The sequence below is a fragment of the Gemmatimonas phototrophica genome (assembly GCF_000695095.2).
Classification (GTDB): Bacteria; Gemmatimonadota; Gemmatimonadetes; order Gemmatimonadales; family Gemmatimonadaceae; genus Gemmatimonas; species Gemmatimonas phototrophica.
The window spans coordinates 4,571,255-4,587,892 of record NZ_CP011454.1 but is presented as its reverse complement, the minus strand read 5'-3'; the positions used below and the strand labels follow the sequence as shown (position 1 = coordinate 4,587,892).

Annotated in this window: 13 protein-coding genes; 8 read left to right on the top strand and 5 right to left on the bottom strand. The window is 66.3% G+C overall.

What is annotated here, in order from left to right:
* Nucleotides 1–80: 80 nt before the first annotated feature.
* Nucleotides 81–1,925 (bottom strand): serine/threonine-protein kinase, encoded by a 1,845-nt coding sequence (locus GEMMAAP_RS19310; protein WP_053334628.1) that lies wholly within the window; start codon nucleotides 1,923–1,925, stop codon nucleotides 81–83.
* A 110-nt stretch (nucleotides 1,926–2,035) separates the two neighbouring features.
* On the opposite strand from GEMMAAP_RS19310, the gene GEMMAAP_RS19305 reads away from it, so the two are divergent.
* Nucleotides 2,036–2,788 carry a CsgG/HfaB family protein gene (locus tag GEMMAAP_RS19305; RefSeq protein ID WP_026851033.1) on the top strand — a complete coding sequence of 251 codons (753 nt, stop codon included), beginning with the start codon at nucleotides 2,036–2,038 and terminating at the stop codon, nucleotides 2,786–2,788.
* A gap of 84 nt (nucleotides 2,789–2,872) precedes the next feature.
* Here GEMMAAP_RS19305 and GEMMAAP_RS19300 read toward each other — a convergent pair whose 3' ends face one another.
* Genes GEMMAAP_RS19300 through GEMMAAP_RS19290 form a run of 3 tightly spaced genes read right to left on the bottom strand, consistent with a single transcriptional unit; the run spans nucleotide 2,873 to nucleotide 7,319 of the window.
* Nucleotides 2,873–5,095 carry an InlB B-repeat-containing protein gene (locus GEMMAAP_RS19300; protein ID WP_082821517.1) on the bottom strand — a complete coding sequence of 741 codons (2,223 nt, stop codon included), beginning with the start codon at nucleotides 5,093–5,095 and terminating at the stop codon, nucleotides 2,873–2,875.
* An 11-nt stretch (nucleotides 5,096–5,106) separates the two neighbouring features.
* Nucleotides 5,107–6,333 carry a hypothetical protein gene (locus GEMMAAP_RS19295; RefSeq protein WP_082821516.1) on the bottom strand — a complete coding sequence of 409 codons (1,227 nt, stop codon included), beginning with the start codon at nucleotides 6,331–6,333 and terminating at the stop codon, nucleotides 5,107–5,109.
* Nucleotides 6,330–7,319 (bottom strand): CsgG/HfaB family protein, encoded by a 990-nt coding sequence (locus tag GEMMAAP_RS19290; RefSeq protein ID WP_043581786.1) that lies wholly within the window; start codon nucleotides 7,317–7,319, stop codon nucleotides 6,330–6,332. The genes GEMMAAP_RS19295 and GEMMAAP_RS19290 overlap by 4 nt, the downstream gene beginning before the upstream one ends.
* Before the next feature lie 199 nt (nucleotides 7,320–7,518).
* Between GEMMAAP_RS19290 and GEMMAAP_RS19285 the strand changes: the two genes are divergently transcribed.
* Nucleotides 7,519–8,955: a M48 family metalloprotease gene (locus tag GEMMAAP_RS19285; RefSeq protein ID WP_026851029.1), complete on the top strand. Its 1,437-nt coding sequence runs from the start codon at nucleotides 7,519–7,521 to the stop codon at nucleotides 8,953–8,955.
* Between the two features lie 564 nt (nucleotides 8,956–9,519).
* Here the strand turns inward: GEMMAAP_RS19285 and GEMMAAP_RS19280 are convergent.
* Nucleotides 9,520–10,695 carry an MFS transporter gene (locus GEMMAAP_RS19280; RefSeq protein ID WP_158514937.1) on the bottom strand — a complete coding sequence of 392 codons (1,176 nt, stop codon included), beginning with the start codon at nucleotides 10,693–10,695 and terminating at the stop codon, nucleotides 9,520–9,522.
* Nucleotides 10,696–10,709: 14 nt separating this feature from the next.
* Here GEMMAAP_RS19280 and GEMMAAP_RS19275 point away from each other — a divergent pair, with 14 nt between their 5' ends.
* The 6 genes from GEMMAAP_RS19275 (at nucleotide 10,710) to GEMMAAP_RS19250 (ending at nucleotide 16,624) form a co-directional block, all read left to right on the top strand.
* A complete protein-coding gene (locus GEMMAAP_RS19275; protein ID WP_026851027.1) occupies nucleotides 10,710–11,177 on the top strand; it encodes a hypothetical protein in 468 nt (155 codons plus the stop codon).
* A 151-nt stretch (nucleotides 11,178–11,328) separates the two neighbouring features.
* A complete protein-coding gene (locus GEMMAAP_RS19270; RefSeq protein ID WP_043581785.1) occupies nucleotides 11,329–11,598 on the top strand; it encodes a hypothetical protein in 270 nt (89 codons plus the stop codon).
* A 79-nt stretch (nucleotides 11,599–11,677) separates the two neighbouring features.
* Complete coding sequence (locus GEMMAAP_RS19265; RefSeq protein ID WP_075071709.1) at nucleotides 11,678–13,156, top strand: class I adenylate-forming enzyme family protein; 1,479 nt, start codon at nucleotides 11,678–11,680, stop codon at nucleotides 13,154–13,156.
* 25 nt (nucleotides 13,157–13,181) lie between these two features.
* Nucleotides 13,182–14,429: an SLC13 family permease gene (locus tag GEMMAAP_RS19260; protein WP_053334627.1), complete on the top strand. Its 1,248-nt coding sequence runs from the start codon at nucleotides 13,182–13,184 to the stop codon at nucleotides 14,427–14,429.
* A 72-nt stretch (nucleotides 14,430–14,501) separates the two neighbouring features.
* Nucleotides 14,502–15,635: a helix-turn-helix transcriptional regulator gene (locus tag GEMMAAP_RS19255; RefSeq protein WP_026851026.1), complete on the top strand. Its 1,134-nt coding sequence runs from the start codon at nucleotides 14,502–14,504 to the stop codon at nucleotides 15,633–15,635.
* Entirely contained in the window at nucleotides 15,632–16,624 is a 993-nt protein-coding gene (locus GEMMAAP_RS19250; protein WP_026851025.1) for a helix-turn-helix transcriptional regulator, read from the top strand. The genes GEMMAAP_RS19255 and GEMMAAP_RS19250 overlap by 4 nt, the downstream gene beginning before the upstream one ends.
* Nucleotides 16,625–16,638: the final 14 nt, after the last annotated feature.

Below are 16,638 nucleotides of genomic sequence, written 5' to 3'. Positions count from 1 at the left end.
CCGGAGCGGTCGGTACGTCACGAGGCCCCGTTCGACAGGACGTCGAACGGGGCCTCGTGCGTGCGGGGTGGTGCACGTGATTACTGTTGGGCGCAGCCCATCGTACCGAAGTAGCGATTGATGACTTCCGCCTGGTTCATGCTGCGGGCCACGCCGCGCGCGGAGCGTAACGCGGCACACGCCGGCTTGAGTTCATCGACAATGAGATAGGCTTCGGCAATGCGGATGTACGCCCACGTGCTGTCGGTGGACGTGGGGAGCCGCAGTATGATGGAGCGCAGCGTGCTGATGGCGGCGCGCGCCTGTTCATCGCTGGAGTCGGTGGGATCGAGCGACTTGGTGATGCTGTCGAGCGTCGTACGGGCCGACGCCGCGCCTGGTGATACGGCGCCGCCAGACGGTGTGCCGGCGGGTGTCGATCCTGTTGGCGCCGGGGCGGTGGTCGCACCGGCCGCAGGGCCAGCAGGCGCGGCCGGCGACCCGCCGGCCGCAGGTGCTCCTGGTACGGGCGTGGTGCCGGCAGGTATGGTACCGGCCTGTTCGCTGCCCACGGTGCTTACCGCATTGGAGGCGGCGTCGGCAGCGTTCTGCGCACTGTTCATGACCGACCCAGCGGTCTGCGTCGCACTGTTGAGCAGCCTGTTCAGGTCACTGGGCCGTGGTGCGCGCTGCTTGGTAAACCACCACCAGCCGGCGGCCGCCACCAGCACGAGACCGAGGCTGGGGAGCGGAATCCTCGGCAGGCGAAAGCTGCGCGTGGCGCGCGGCTCATCGTCCACGGGAGCGGTCACCGCCGGCGTGCCCTTGGAGGGTCTGGGCGTAGGTGCCGTGACCTTCTTGGGCTTCGACGGCGTGGGTTTGGCCGGTTTGGGAGCCAACGACTTGTCGAAGGTCGAAATCATGCGCGCTGCACCGGGCGTTGACGGGTCGAGCGCCGGTGTCGCCGCCGCCGGAGTGGCTTGCGCCGCCGGCGTCGTGATGGCCGCTTCAAACTCCCGCGCAAAGGTGCCGGCGGTGGCAGTGCGCTTGGCCGGCGTCTTGTCGAGCGCCCGGTCAAAGACGCGTTGCAGCTCCCGGGGCCAGGAGAGATTGGGCTTGACGGTTTCGAGCGTCCGCGGCGCCGACATGAGGCGTGCGGTCATCCCGCGATCAGGGGTGTTGGTGTCGAACGGCAGATCGCAGGTGAGGCACTGATACGCCACCAGTGCCAGTGCGTACACATCGCTGCGCTGATCGAGTTCGGTGCCGAGCAGCTGTTCGGGACTCATGAACTCGGGCGTGCCCACCACAAAGCCGGTCTTGGTGAGCCCCGACTCCTTTTCGTTGCCGCCCATGGCTTTCGCGATACCGAAGTCCACCACTTTGCATTTGTCGCTGCCGTCCACCTCGTCTTTGGTGACAAGGATGTTGTCGGGCTTGAGATCGCGGTGCACAATGCCGAGTCGATGCGCGGCGTCGAGCCCGTCGGCGATCTGCCGTACGATGGTGGCGGTACGCGCGAGCGGGAGCGGCCCGTCTTTACGGAGCACATCCTTGAGGGCATCGCCGGGGACGTACTCCATGGCGAGGTACACGAGCCCTTCACTCGTTTCACCGAAGTCGAAGACACGCGCCACGCGTTCATGTTCAATGCGGCAGGCGTTGGCAGCTTCGCGGTTGAAGCGCGCCACGGCGGCTGGGTCTTTGAGCATTTCGGCGCGCAGCACCTTGATGGCGGCCTGCTGTGGCAGTCGCACATGGCGCGCGAGATACACTTTGCCCATACCCCCTTCCCCGAGCAGGTCGGTCACGAGGTATCGGTCGGCGACGACGGAGCCAATGAGGTCACCGTCGGAGTCGGCCGCACGCAAGGTGCTGCCGTCGGCCGGACAGAAGACGTTGGCGTCGGAATAGCTTGCGCCACAGACGGGACAAACTTTGGGCATGCGGATCAGGGCGGAACGAGACGTGAAACGAACGGGGCCGGCTTGGAACTGAACGAAATGGGGGTGTTGGCGGTATCTTCCCGGACTAACACCCTCCGGAGAATACCCGAATGCCTGTTGCTTCGCTTGTCCGCCGTACCCGCCGGACCCTGACCGCCACGCTGGTGGCTGGTCCGGTGGCGGCGCTCTGCCTGCTCCCGGCCGCGCTGAAGGCGCAGGGCACCGCGTCTTCCAAGCCGACCGTGGCCATCATGTACTTCACCAACGGGGCGCTGGGCAAGGCGGAGGAATATGCCCCACTGAGCAAGGGGCTGGCCGAGATGCTCATTACGGAGCTGTCGGCCAACACCAACATCCGCGTCGTGGAGCGTGACCGGGTACAGGCGCTGCTGGAAGAGCAGAACCTGGCCACGGCGGGGCGGGTGGATCAGGCGACGGCGGTGAAGGCGGGGAAGGTGCTGGGTGCCCTGCACATGCTCATGGGCAGCTTTGTGATTGATCCCAAGGAGCGCATGCGCATGGATGTCCGCGCCATCAACACCGAGACGTCGGAATTGGAGTTTGCCACCACGGTGAGTGGCAAGGCCGACAACATGCTGGAGCTGCTGTCGCAGCTGGGGACCAAGCTCAACGAGGGGCTCAAGTTGCCGGCGGTGCCGGCGGGGGTCCGCGAAGGGGCGTCGGTGGGTGCCAAGGGGCCCAACCAGCTCAAGAGCATGATGCTGCTGAGCCGGGCGCTGGAGCAGCAGGACCGCAAGAACCCCACGCAGGCGATTGCGCTGTACAAGGAATCGCTGGTGGCCAATCCCGACAACGCGAGAGCGAAGACGCTGCTGGCGAGTTTGGAGCGGGGGACGAAGTAGGGCAACAGAGGAAGCAGGAAACGGGGGCGCGATCTGATGATCGCGCCCCCGTTTTCTGCGGAGATCACCGAGACGGTTCGCGCGCTATTGGCGCGCGGCGCCTTTTCGCTTCACGGGGCTTGGTCGTGATGGCTGCGCGGCCGGCTGCGAGCCGGTTGACCGATTCATGATCAAAGCTTGGCTGTCGAAGAAGAAGATGTCGGCCTGAGCGTCCGCGTTGATGGATGTGACGCAGGGCGAGGAGGCAAGGGCGCAGACGCCGATCTCGTTGAAGGACCCGAAAATGGGAGGGCTGTCCACGATGGTGATGACCATCTGACGATTGCGGGCGACCGTAATGTCGCAGATGGTGGGTGCTTGGTTCGCCGTGCTCCGCACGCACGTTTGCTGTCCCAGATACGGCGCTTGCGACACCTGGACCGATCCCCGGTCAGAGTCCAGCTGGAGGCGCAAGCGTGCGGTGGGTACCGCTTCGAAGCGCACGGTGGCCGCAGTGCTGCTGTTCATGGTGAGCGTGCAGCGCGACGCGATGAAGCTGGCACAGGCGCCGCCCCAGGCGACGAAATCGGTGAAGCCCGTGGTGAAGGCGTCGATGGTGACCGTCGTCCCGATGGGATAGGTGTTGGCACAGGGCGCCGACGTGACGGTTGTCGCCGAGATCGTACAGAAGAAGAACGAGGTGCCGTTGAGCTGACCGGTACCCGTGGAGCGCGGGTCGGGGGTGATGTTCAGCGCGACGGCATTGTCAAAGGCTACCGTGCTGGGGAAGTCACCGCCGTTGGTATTGCTGCGCACGCACACCGCCGTGGCGCCACCGCAGGTGCCGCCCCACTGACGGAAGGTGCTGCCACCGCTCCCCTGTGCGCTCAGTGACACCACAGTGCCGGGGAGCACAGCCATGGAGCAGGTGCCGGACACCGCGGTGCCGGTGACGGTGCAGTTGATCCCCGCCGGCGACGACAGCACGGAGCCGTTCCCGGTGCCCGTCCCGGCGGAGATGCGATACACCGCGAGCTGTCCGAAGTCCGCCTGCACGGATCGGTTGGCGGACATGGTGAGCGTACAGGTGAGGCCCGTGGCGGCGGCGCAGTCTCCACGCCAGCCGGCAAAGCGACTGTTGGCCTGTGCCGCGGCGGTGAGCGTGATCTGCGTGCCGTCGGGAATTTGCGCGGTGCAGGGGCCGCTGCTGGTTGAGCCGAACTGCCACGTGCAGTTGATCACGTTACCGGGCGCTGTAATGCTGCCGTTGCCGGGACCAATGCCGGTGACCGTGAGCGTGCGGAACGCGCGCAGCGTGGCGCTCACGGCGCGTGGCTGCGAGGTGGCAAAGGTGCAGGCGCTCGCGCCGCTGCAATCGCCGCCCCAGCCCACAAACGACGTGCTGCTGCCGGTGGTCATGGTGAGGCTCACACTGGCATCACCAGGGAAGCTGGCGGTGCAGGTGCCGCTGGTGGTGGTCCCCGAGATGGCGCAATTGAGCCCGGCCGGTACCGATACCACGGTGCCGGTGCCCGACGAGCCGGTGCCGGCCGTAATGGTGACGGCTTGCGGCAGGGGCACCACGCGAACGTCAACCGAGGCTGTGCTGGACCCCACGGTCGCGGTGAGGCGCACCGTGCCGGGCGCCACGCCGGTAACCACCCCGGCGTTCGTGACGGTGGCAATGGTGGCGCTGGCCGTGCTCCAAGTGACGGGGCGCGTGAGCGGGCGGTTGGCCCCGTCAAGCACCTCGGCCCCAATGGTCATGGTGCGCGTGGCCTCGAGGCGCAGCGGAGCGCCCGGCGAGACGACATTGGCGCTCGGAGGCAGCAGGCGCACCGTGCCCACTTCGTCGAGGGTGATGCTGGCCGGGGCGGATGCCGTTTGCCCCGGGCGCATGGAGATGTTCTTGAGCGTATCGCGATCGACCACGACGCCGTTGGTGAGCAACGCGAGCTCAACCCACACCAGACACTCATCGGCGGCGGGGGTGCCACCGGTAGCGCTGCCACGGAGCGGATCGCTGAGACAGGGCCCGAGGTCAATGGTGATGGGTACCTGCTGCGACGGCGCATCGGTGAGGCTGATGTTCTGCGAGTCCAGCGGTGGTCGGGTGAGATCGGTGCGTACGTAACTGGAGCGCACGCGCAGCGACGCGGAACCGGTGGTCTGGAAACGCACACTGGCGTCGAGCGCGAGGCGTGCCGGCGCCAACGGGGCGAAGGCGTCGGTGGGGGTATCGCTGCTGCAGGCACCAACGAGGGCGAGCAGGGCGGTACCGGCGGCGGCCGCCACTCGGCGCGCCCGTGTGAATACTGGGGAAGTCATGATGAGGGGCCTCAAAAGCGGGTCACGATGACGAGACCCGCCGATCCGCCCACAAACGATGTGGACGAGGCAGTGCCCGACGTGCGCGGCCGAAGGGAACCGGCCTGCGCGCGGAAGTAGGGTTGCAGCGAAAAGCTGCCAGCGGTGTGCGACAGCCCCAAAGTCGCACCGGCACTCACAACGCCAGCAGTGGCAATGCCCTGGTTTATCTCGAGCCCGGAGTGATACCGGCCATCACCGGTGATGAACAGATCGGTCACCGACGACAGCGGTACGCTGGTACGCACCCCACCGTCCACATACACGCCGCTGGTACCGTCAACTTCGTTTCCATCACGCGTATAGTTGGTGCGAAAGCGGTTGGAGACCCAGAAGGCGAGTTCCTTCACGCGCGGGGCCGCCACCTGCAGCTGCACGTCTGTCGTGTAAATGGGGCCCAGCTTGATGGTGGCAATACGCGTGCTGGCACCCGGCGCCTGCAGTACGTCGTCGGAATAGAAATCGGCGGCGGCCGTGATACTGAGACGGTTGGCGCCCACCAGTCGGTCCAGACCCAACGAGCCACGCACGACATTGCCGGGCTGGAAGTCGGTGGATGGCGAGCCGGCGGTAATGGCCGCAACGGGCTGGTAGGTGCCTCGCAGTTCGTACGACCCGCCCAGCGCCACGGCCCACCCGCCCACTTGGCGCGCGAGCACCATGCCCATGGTGCCGCTGGGGCCGGCGCCAACCGGCGGGGCACCCAGGCCGAGCGCGGGCGCGGCGACCGCACGCAGCGCCGTAAGCTCTCGCACGGTGAGTTCGGTTTTCCCCGAGGGCGCATTCACGCCGGCCGTGAGCACGACGCCATCATTGAAGAGGCGGCCGGTGGCCCGCAGACGCACATCGGTGGGGCCGGAGAGTGAGGCGGTGCGCTTGGCGCCGGTGCGATCGTCGAAGGTGATTTCCGACGAGGCCCACGCCGACTGCAGGTCTACCGTCCACGACGTGCCCAAGGGAATGGCCACGGTGAGCGGCACGGAGTACTGCCGGATACTACGCAGTTTGACCGAGTCGCCGCCCACCAGACTGGGCTGACGGAATCCGTCGCCACCGAAGCGCACGGTTTCCACGGTGAGTCCGGCGCCGGCAGCGCCGGTGCCAATGAGACGGTCCTGGGCCGCGAGGGCAGACGGCACCGTGAGAGCAAGAGCGGCCAGCGATGTCACGCGGCCGGCGAAGCGACGCGGTGTCATCATGGCTTGATAATGGTGATGATGATGGTCCCCGACTGCGATGTGGGGAACGACGGATCGAGCGTGGTGCTCACGGCGCGCGACACATTGGTCACGAGATCGAGCGGTCGATTGAGGCGATCGATGGTACTGGAGATGGCCCCATCAATGGCCCGCACCCCGGGAATCATGACGGGCGTGGCGGTGCCAATGGCGCTGAGGGAGCGCACATTGAGTTCTCGGCTGCGAGCCGCGCGGAAGTTGGGATCGAGGCGCGTGGCGTCGCGGAACGAGCGCGAAGCGCCCTTGAAATCGCCTTCGTAGTACCGTTGCACGCCGCGCCCATACGCCAGCAGCGCGCCAATGCTCTTGGTGGGTTGCTGCTCCACCTCGGCGCGCTCCGCCGGCGTGAGTTGCACGCCCAGCGATTCAAAGAGGCGCAGCACGAGGGCCTTTTCGGCGGCAAGGATTTCGGCCAGCGGTGCGCTGGCGTCGATGGGACGCGAGAGGGTGGAGCGTTCCACATCGCCCACGCGCGCGCCGAGTCGCAGCGTGCGGCCGTCGGGCATGGACTGCACACTGCCGAACACCAGGCGTTCTGCACTCACCAATCGGCCCACGCGCGGCGCGGTCGCCGAGTCCACGCGACCGGTGGAGGCGAGGTTGAGTTCGCGGAGCACTTCACTGAAGCGCGCACGCTCCACCACCTTTACCTGCTTGCTGCGCGAGAGGTCGGTGGAGACCAGGTCGGCGAGGGCGTAGGCGAGCTGCGTGAGCGTGGTGTCACGATTGCCCACGGTGGCAAAGGGGGGAATGCCCACGGTGCCCCGCACGGCGGTGCCCCCCTGTTCGGCGGCGAGTGCCGCGACCCTGGCGCTATCGGCCGCAGAGACCGGGCCGGGTGTTGGACGGGCGCTGCTGCAGGCACCGAGCAGCCAGGCGAGCACGGGGACCGCCACTGGCCAGTGCGGCGAGCGGTGGGCGGATATGCGCAGGGGGCGCATGGTCATTGAGAGCACGGTCGGGGGAGGTGGTGACGAGCTGGGCACCACGGACAGACACACGCGCTATGATGACCAACGCTCAAAACAGCGTGCGTGCCGGCGAATGTGTGGTGTGTATGAAGTAGAATCAAGCAAAGCTGCCTTCATGGGGCACACCCTTTGCCCAGACTGTGACCAGAGGGTCACACTGTCTTCTGGAGAGTCCATGCGTATGCGCGTCCATTTTCTGGTGACCATGGTCACCGTCGCCGCCCTGACGGCCTGTGCCACGAACCCGGTGACGGGGCGACGGGAGCTGTCGCTCATCTCCGAGGCGCAGGAAATTCAGATGGGACGTGAGGCGTCGCAGAACGATCTGCGGCGGGTGGGGGCGGCCCCGAGTGCCGAGGCGCAGGCGCTGGTGCGGCGCATGGGCAGCCAGATGGCGGCAAAGTCGGAGCGTCCGTCGTTGCCGTGGGAGTTCCACGTGCTCGATGATGCGGCGGTGAACGCGTTCGCGTACCCCGGCGGATTCATTTTCGTAACGCGCGGGCTCATGACGTATCTGAACAGCGAAGCGGAGCTGGCCGAAGTCGTGGGCCACGAGATTGGTCATGTCACGGCCAAGCACACGGTGGCGGCCATGAGTCAGCAGCAGCTGGCGCAGATTGGTCTGGTGGGCGCCAGCATCCTGTCGCCGACGATTGCGAAATACGGTGATCTGTTGGGCGGCGGTGCCTCGTTGCTCTTCCTCAAGTTTGGCCGTGACGATGAGTTGCAGTCGGATGCGCTGGGGTTTCAGTACTCGCTGGCGCAGGGATATGACGTGCGCGAGGCCCCCAAGGTGTTCACCACGCTGGGTCGCTTGAGCGGCGGGAGCGGCCGTGTTCCGGAGTGGCAGAGTACGCACCCGGATCCGGGCAACCGCATCCAGCGCGCAGAGCAACGGCTGACGCAGGTCCCGGCCAGTGCCCTGGCGGCGAGCCGTGTGAATCGTGACGCGTATCTACGCATCGTGAACGGCATGGTGTTCGGGGAGAATCCCCGCAACGGCTACTTCACGGGCACCCGGTTTCTGCATCCGGATTTGCGCTTCCAGCTGGACTTCCCGCAGGGATGGAAGACGGCCAATCAGCCGGACGCCGTGGTGGCGGTGAGTCCCGACAACGGCGCGCAGATTCAGCTGGTGCCGGGGCAGGGTACGCCGGCGCAGGCGCTGCAGGGGTTGCTGCAGCAGCAGGGCATTACGGTACGGCAGTCGGGGCAGACGACAGTGAACGGCATACCGGCGGTCATCGCGTCGTTCGATGCGCAGCTGCAGCAGGGCACGTTGAACGGGCTGGCGCTGGCGTTGTCGTACGGCAATTCCACGTATCTGCTGCTGGGGTTGACGGTGCCGCAAGTTGCCGCGCAGCAGGGTCCGGCCGTTGAAGCGTCGTTGCGGTCATTCCGTCCGCTTACCGAGGCCGCGGCGCTGGGAGTGCAGCCGGCGCGGGTGCAGCTGGTGACGCTCGAGCAGGCCATGACCGGGCAGCAGTTCGTACAGCGGTACCCGAGCTCGGTGTCGGCGGAAACGATTTACGTGATCAACGGGATCGAGGCGGGCACCACCCTGCCCAAGGGGATGCTGGTCAAGCGCGTGGTGGGGGGGCTGGGACGGTAGGGCGGCTCTCGAGTTGCACCCAACATCAGTGCCTGTGGCGGGTCGGGTTGGAACTGCATGACGAGGACTGCTCCGTGCGGGCGTACAGGGCGTCCACCGAGGACTGGCTCCGGCATGCGTCGAGCGGCGTACTGCTGCGGTGAGGTCGTACATTTTTTTGATTTTGAATCTCGCGGAGGTGGAGAGTGCCCGTCGCCTCCACCGTCGCAGTCCTCGTCTGGACGCCCTGTCCGAACACACGGGCCAGTCCTCGTCATGCCGTTCAGCGGTGCCCGCCTTATGCCGGAGCCAGTGACTGGCTGGGTTGCACTGCAACGGCCTTACGAGGACTGCTCCGATGAGGCGGACAGGGCGTCCAACGAGGACTGGCTCCGGCATGCGTCGAGCGGCGTACTGCTGCGGTGAGGTCGTACATTTTTTTGATTTTGAATCTCGCGGAGGTGGAGAGTGCCCGTCGCCTCCACCGTCGCAGTCCTCGTCTGGACGCCCTGTCCGAACACACGGGCCAGTCCTCGTCACGCAGTTCAGCGGTGCCCGCCTCGACAGCGGTGCCTGCGGCTGCAGTCAGCGCCGCTTCTGGGAGAGCAGCAGGGTGCCCACCAGACAGACGGCGGCGCCCACGGCGAAAGGGCCACTGAGGCCCACCACGCTCGCCACGCCGCTCCCCACCACCGGGCCAATCACTCGGCCCAGCGACGCGGCGCCCTGGTAGGCGCCCAGGACGCCGCCCCGTTCGTGCGGGTCGGCCGAGGCGGCCACCAGCCCGCTCATGCTGGGGTTGAAAAGCGCCGACCCCACGGCAAAGACCGACAGCGTGGCGAGCAGGAACCCCATGCCGTGAGCAAATGGTACGCCGGCCATGCCGATGGCGGTGAGAACAATGCCCACCATGGCCAGCTGCCGAGCGCCAAACCGCGCCGTGAGTTTGCCAATGCCCCCCACCTGGACCGCCACCGAAATGACCCCGGTGAAGCCGTAAATCCACCCCAACGTCCGGGGGCCAACGGCTAATCGTTCGGCGGAGAACAGTGCCAGCGTGCTTTGCAGCAGGGAGACGGCAGCCACCACCACAATCGTGGCCACAAGCAAGCCGCGCAGCACCGGACGGGAAAAGAACACCTTCATGCTGGTGCGCTTTGTATTGGCCTGACGGCGCTTTTCGGGCGGAAGCGATTCGGGGAGGCGGAGGAAGGTGAGCACGAATGCCACCAGCGACAGCACGGCCGCCGCGTGGGCGACCTGCACGAGCGACGAGCCGTTCTCTCCGTCAGTCCCGGCCAGCAGGCCACCGAGCGCCGGGCCCAAAATGAAGCCCATCCCAAAGGCCGATCCCAGCAACCCGAGGGCTTTGGGGCGGGTGGCGTCGGTGGTGATGTCGGTCGTGTAGGCGTAGGCGGTAGAGATATTGCCAGCCGCGAGCCCTGCGAGCACACGTGAGAGTGCGAGCGTCACCCCGGTATCAGCGTAGGCCAGCATCCAGGTGGAGGCGGCGTTGGCCAGCAGGGTGAAGAGCAGTACCGGCCGCCGCCCGATGCGGTCGGAGAGGCTTCCCCAGAGCGGGGCGCCAACGAGCTGACCGGCCGAATACAACCCCAGAAAGAAGATCACCGACGATGGCGAGACCCCGATGCGCTCCGCGTAGAACGGAAACACCGGGATGATCATGCCAAAGCCGACCAGATCGAGAAAAACGACGAGAAAAAGCGTAAACACGTGGGGGTGGCCGGGGGGCGTGTGCACACGAAGATTGAAGCATGAACGATCCCATGGATACCACAGGGACCGGCGCGCCGGACCGACAGGCACGCATCCTCGAAGATCTACAGGATGCCGTAGAACGCATGCATGTGCTTTCCCGTTCGCCACAGGTGATTGTGGCCAGCGGGCGACGGGATCAGGGCGCCCGTCCCATGGCGTGGCAGGCGCTGTTTGAGCGCAGTTTGGGGCCGAAGCACCCTGCGCTGGCCTATCGCGGCGTGTCGGCGGTGCGTCTGCAGGCCGTCCTCGCCCATGGCTACGACAGTGAACCCACGCTGGCCGCCGGATGGGCCTGTACCCGACTGGGCGATGCCATGAGCACGGGACCGGTCATTCAGGTCTTTCGTACCGACCGCCTCCCCGACGATGTCAGCCGGGCGCTGATGGGCGTCATCGTCTTTGAAGAAGACGGACTCTCGCTGGCCGGCGTGCGCGCGCTCACGCAGGAGTTCGGCCTCCGGTAGGCGGGGGGTGACCGTGACCAAGGCGTGACGACGGACACACTTCCGCTGAATTGGTATCGGCACCGATGATGCAGAGGTTGAGCGACACGGCAGCACGTCATCCTGGCGCAGTCACCACCGAATCCGCCAACGGGTTCTCAGGAGGCATACGATGTCCCTTGCTCTTCGCACCCCCTTCGGCGCTTTTGCCGGTGGATTGGAGCATGCGCTGGCGCTCTCTACGCTGGCCCGTGCCGTGCAGCCCGGCGGCGGCACTTATGCGCCGTTGCTGAACCTGCAGCGTCCCACCTGTGAGCTCGATCGCTTTTCGCGGCTGGTCACGTTGTTGCAGGATGTCGTCTCGAACACCGGCTGTTCGTTGGACGACCTTCGCCGTGAAGGATTTGACGAATCGGTCCTGCTGGCGTTGGTGACGCACTGAGCAGAGCGATGCACATCGCCGGGTGAGCGAGCCCGGCGATACATGGCGCGGGGGTACCCCCATCGGTACCTTCCGCGCCATGTCACTGCTTGGACTGTTCGACCGCTCGCTGCTGGGGCGCGCCACGCACCCGGCGCTCGAATTTGAAGAGGCGACCGGGACGGTCACCCGCTACGACTTCGGGACGCTCGAAACCCGCAGCAATCAGCTGGGCGCCGTGCTTGATGCGCGTGGCGTGCGCGCCGGCGATCGGCTGGCCTTCTACCTGGTCAACCAGCCGGCCATCGTGGATCTCTGGCTGGCCTGCGTGAAGCGCGGCGTGATCGTGGTGCCCATCAATGTGCTGTACCGTGAGCGCGAAATTGCGCACATCGTGCAGGACGCGGCGCCGGTGGCGGTGATTACCACACACGCGCAGTCGGCGCTGCTCCCCACCGGGACGCCGTGGTGGGATGTGCAGACGCTGGCCGCCGACATGTCCGCCGCGTCCCCGCACCGGGTGACGGTGCCCGCGCACGCCGACACCCCCATGGCGCTGGTGTATACCTCGGGGACCACCGGCACGTCCAAAGGCGCGATTCTGACGCATGGGAACTTCGCCGCCAATGCGCTGGCGCTGGTGCAGGCATGGGAAATCACCGCCGCCGACCGCTACCTCGCCGTACTGCCACTCTTTCACGTGCACGGCCTGGGTAACGGGTTGCATGTCTGGCTGCTGAGTGGCTGTCACATGAAGCTGGTGGAGCGCTTTGAGCAGGAACGCGCGCCGCACTGGTTCACCACGTATGGCCCCACGCTGTTCTTCGGGGTCCCCACCATGTACGTGCGGCTGCTGGAACTGCCGCCCGACGACGCGCAGCGCATTGGCGCCTCCATGCGACTGTTCGTCTCCGGATCCGCGCCCCTGCCGGCCCCGGTCATGGACGCGTTTGCGCAACGCTTCGGGCACGTCATTCTCGAGCGCTACGGCATGACGGAAACGCTCATGAACGTGAGCAATCCGTATCATGGTGAACGTCGCGCCGGCACCGTGGGCTTTCCGATGCCCATGACCAGCGTGCGCATTGTGAACGACGCACTGGAAGACGTGGCCGATGGTACCAGCGGTGAACTGCTGGTGCGTGGCCCCAACGTGTGCGCGGGCTACTGGAAGCGCCCTGACGCCGAGGCCTCGGCGTTTGTACAGGGCTGGTTCCGCACAGGGGATGTAGGTGTGCGGGGACCCGATGGATATATCACGCTGGAAGGACGCCGCAGTGATCTGATTATTTCGGGGGGATTCAATATTTACCCGCGCGAAATTGAAGAGCTGCTGGCGGAGCTGCCCGGCATTCGGGAAGCCGCCGTCGTGGGCGTGAAAGACGCGGTGCGGGGCGAGGTCCCGGTGGCGTACGTGGTGTGCGACGAACGCGTCGTGCTGGACGAGGTCGTGGCACAAGTGCGGACGCAGCTCGCTTCGTTCAAGGTGCCACGTGGTGTGGTGCGCGTGGATGCCCTGCCGCGCACGGCGCTGGGCAAGGTGCAGCGCCATCTGTTGCCACCGTGGACGCCGGCCTGATGAGTAGGCTACGGGATATTCGCGCATGAGTGCGGCCGCGCTGTCGTTGCTGGCACTGTTGCTGGTGGTGGCAGTGAGCCTCACCTCGCGTCTCAACGTGGGGGTGTTGGCGGTGGCCCTGGCTTGGGCCATTGGTGTCTTCGCGGCAGGGTGGAAGGTCGATCAGGTCATGGCCGTGTTTCCGTCGTCGCTCTTTCTCACCTTGCTGGGCGTGACGTTGCTCTTTGGCGTGGCGCAATCCAACGGCACCATGGAAGCGCTCACGCACGGCGGGCTGCGCGTCTTGCACGGGCGTGTGGCGTTGCTACCGGTATTGCTCTTTGCCCTGGCGTGTGTGATCAGCACCACCGGACCGGGGGCCATTGCCACCACCGCGTTGCTGGCCCCGCTGGCCATGGGACTCGCCCATCAGGCGCGGGTGCCCATGCTGCTGGCGGCGCTCATGATTGGCAACGGGGCCAACGCCGGGAATCTCTCGCCCATCAGCGCCATTGGGGTGCTGGTGCTGTCGCTCATGGACAAAGCGGGGCTGGGTGGCCACGAGCTGGCCGTGTTTGGGGCCAATTTCGTGGCGCATGCGTTGGTGGCGGCCGGAGCGTGGGCGCTCTTTGGCGGGCCGGCACTGCGCCACGCGCGGCCGTTGAGCGCGGAGAGTGTATCGCTGGTGCGCTTGACCCGTGCGCACCTGATCACGTTGGCGGTGCTCGCGGTGTGGGTGTTGGGCGTATTGGTGTTCAAGGCACCTCCGGGGCTCACCGCCTTTGCGGCCGCCACCGTGCTGGTGCTGGCCGGGCTGGGGAACGATGGCGAGATGCTGCGTCAGGTACCGTGGCCGGTGCTCACCATGGTGTGCGGCGTGAGCGTGTTGATTGGCGTGCTCGACAAAACCGGCGGCATGGAGCTGTTCACCACGTTGCTGTCGCAGCTGGCGACCCCCGCCACCGTGAACGGCGTGATTGCCGGGGTGACCGGTCTCATCTCCACCTACAGCTCCACGTCGGGGGTGGTGTATCCGGCCTTTCTCCCTGCCATTCCGGGGTTGGTGGCCAAGCTGGGGGGAGGAAATCCCTTGGAGATTGCGCTGAGTGTGAACGTAGGCGCGGCGCTGGTGGACGTGTCTCCGCTCTCCACCATTGGGGGGCTGTGTATTGCCGCCGTCCCCAAGGGGGAGAACACCAAGGTGCTGTTCCGGCAGCTGCTGCTGTGGGGCTTTGCCATGAGTATTGCCGGCGCCCTGTTCGCGCAGTTTCTTGTGCCCTTCTTTGTGGTGTAGCGCGTTCCCCGCCGCGCCGAATGCCTTCCCGTTCACCCGCAATTGTCAGCGGGTGCTCATAGAATCCCGCTCATGTCTGCCACTGATAAACTCCACCGCTGGCTCGATCTGCTGGCCGCGCTGTTGGGACGGCGCTACGCCGTCTCGCTCACCGATCTGCGCCGTGATGTGCCCGGATACGATGACCCCGATGTAAACGAGGGGAGCATCCTGCGCATGTTCGAGCGCGACAAGGACGAACTGCGTGAGCTGGGCGTGGTGATTGATACCGTGGCCGAGAGCGACGGGGTGGTGAAGTATCAGCTCAAGAAGGCGGACTTTTATTTGCCGCTGTTGTCGGTGTGTGAAGCGTTGCTGCCGGCGCAGGCGGAGTTGCGGCAACAGCCGCGGCGCGGTGCGCTCACGGGCAGCAGTGGCATTCCGGCGCTGGTGCTCACCCCCGATGAATGTCATGCGTTGCGACGGGCGGCGGCGCGGGTGTCGGTGCTGGGGCATCCGGAGCTTACGCAGGATGCATCGGCGGCATTGCGCAAACTGCAGTTTGATATCGAAGATTTTGCCAGCGGTTTGCCGGCCGCGGCGGTGCTGCGCGTGGACGGCGACGTGTTTGATGTGGTGAGTGACGCGGTGGCGCTGCGCAAGCGATTGCACTTCACGTACCACAGCATGGGGCGCGACGAAACGGCCGCGCGTGAAGTGGATCCGTACGGGCTCGTGTTTCTGACGGGGCATTGGTATCTCGTGGCGCGCGATGTACCGGCCAATGCGTTACGGCAATTTCGCGTCAGTCGCATCCGTCAGGCGGCCATGGGCAACACCAAGCGACAGCATCCGGATTTTGAGATCCCCGCCGGGTTCGACTTGTCGGCGTATGCCGCGTCCCGTCAGGCGTGGGACATTGGCAACGGCGATCATGCGCATGTGCTGGTCGCGTTCCGCGGGGATTCCGGATTGGTGGCGCAGGGGCGCCAGCTGGGGGAGGATGCACCGGCGCCGCTGGATGCGGCGTTGCAGGCGCTCACCGCCACGCACGCGTTGCGCACTTTTCGCGTGCGCCGTCGCGATACGTTTTTGCGCTGGTTGCTGTCATTTGCGGGCGACGCGCGACCGGTCTCCCCACCGGAGGCGGTGGCCGAATGGCGCGCGCTCCTTACCTCGGCGCGTGCCGCGCAGCAGGCCGTGAGCTCCACCGGAGACGTAGCATGATTCGCGCCGACGAACGACTGCAGCGGTTGCTCCTGGCCTTCCCGCTCATGGCCGACGAACCGCAGCTCACGTTGGATGATGTGGCCGAGCGCGTTGGCACCACAACGAAGATCTTGCGCAAGGATTTCGCCTCGCTTGAGCGGTACGATACGCCGGCGGGGTGGGTGGATACGGTGCAGGTGCTCATCGATGGCACACGCGCCTCCATGCAATCGTCGCACTTCAAACGCCCGCAGAAGCTCAATCGCCCGGAGATGCTCGCGCTCGATTTGGGGTTGGGGATGCTGCAGCATGAACTGCCGATTGACGAGCGGGAGCTCATAGCGCGCACCCGCACGCAGCTGCAGGCGCTGGCGGTGCGACGGGCGGTGAGTGTCACCGATGCCCACAAAGGTGACGTTGCCCGGCGTGATGATGCGCTGGCGGTGGAAGCGGCGCGTGAACCCGAGCTGGCCTCGCTGGCGGTGCTGCAACAGGCGCTCGAGCAGTGTTGCGTGGTGACGCTGGTGTATCAGCGTCCCAACGAAGCGGCACCGGGGGAGCGTCGGGTGCGTCCGTACGCGCTGTTGCGGGCCGACGCCAACGTGTATCTGGTGGCGTACTGCGAGCGGGCCACAGCGCTGCGTGTCTTCCGGCTGGACCGCGTGGTGCAGGCCACGGCCACGACCGATCGCTATACGGTACCGGCCGATTTCTCCATCGCGCACGTCCTGCAGCAGGGGCATGTGTTCCAGCGCGAGGAGCGCGTAGACGAGACGCTGGTGGTGCGCTATTCGCCGCAGGTGGCGCGCTGGATTGCGGAGCGCCTGTCGCTCACGGTGGGCGACGATGGCTGGCTGGAGGTGACGTATCCGCTGGCCGATGAAGCGTGGGCGGTGCGCCAGGTGCTGCAGTACGGCCCCGACGCGGTGGTGGTACGGCCCGCCCACATTCGCGACCGGGTGGTGGCGGTGCTGGATGAGTTGCTGGCGAGCGACCTCCCGGTGTGAGGTCGCACAACCAT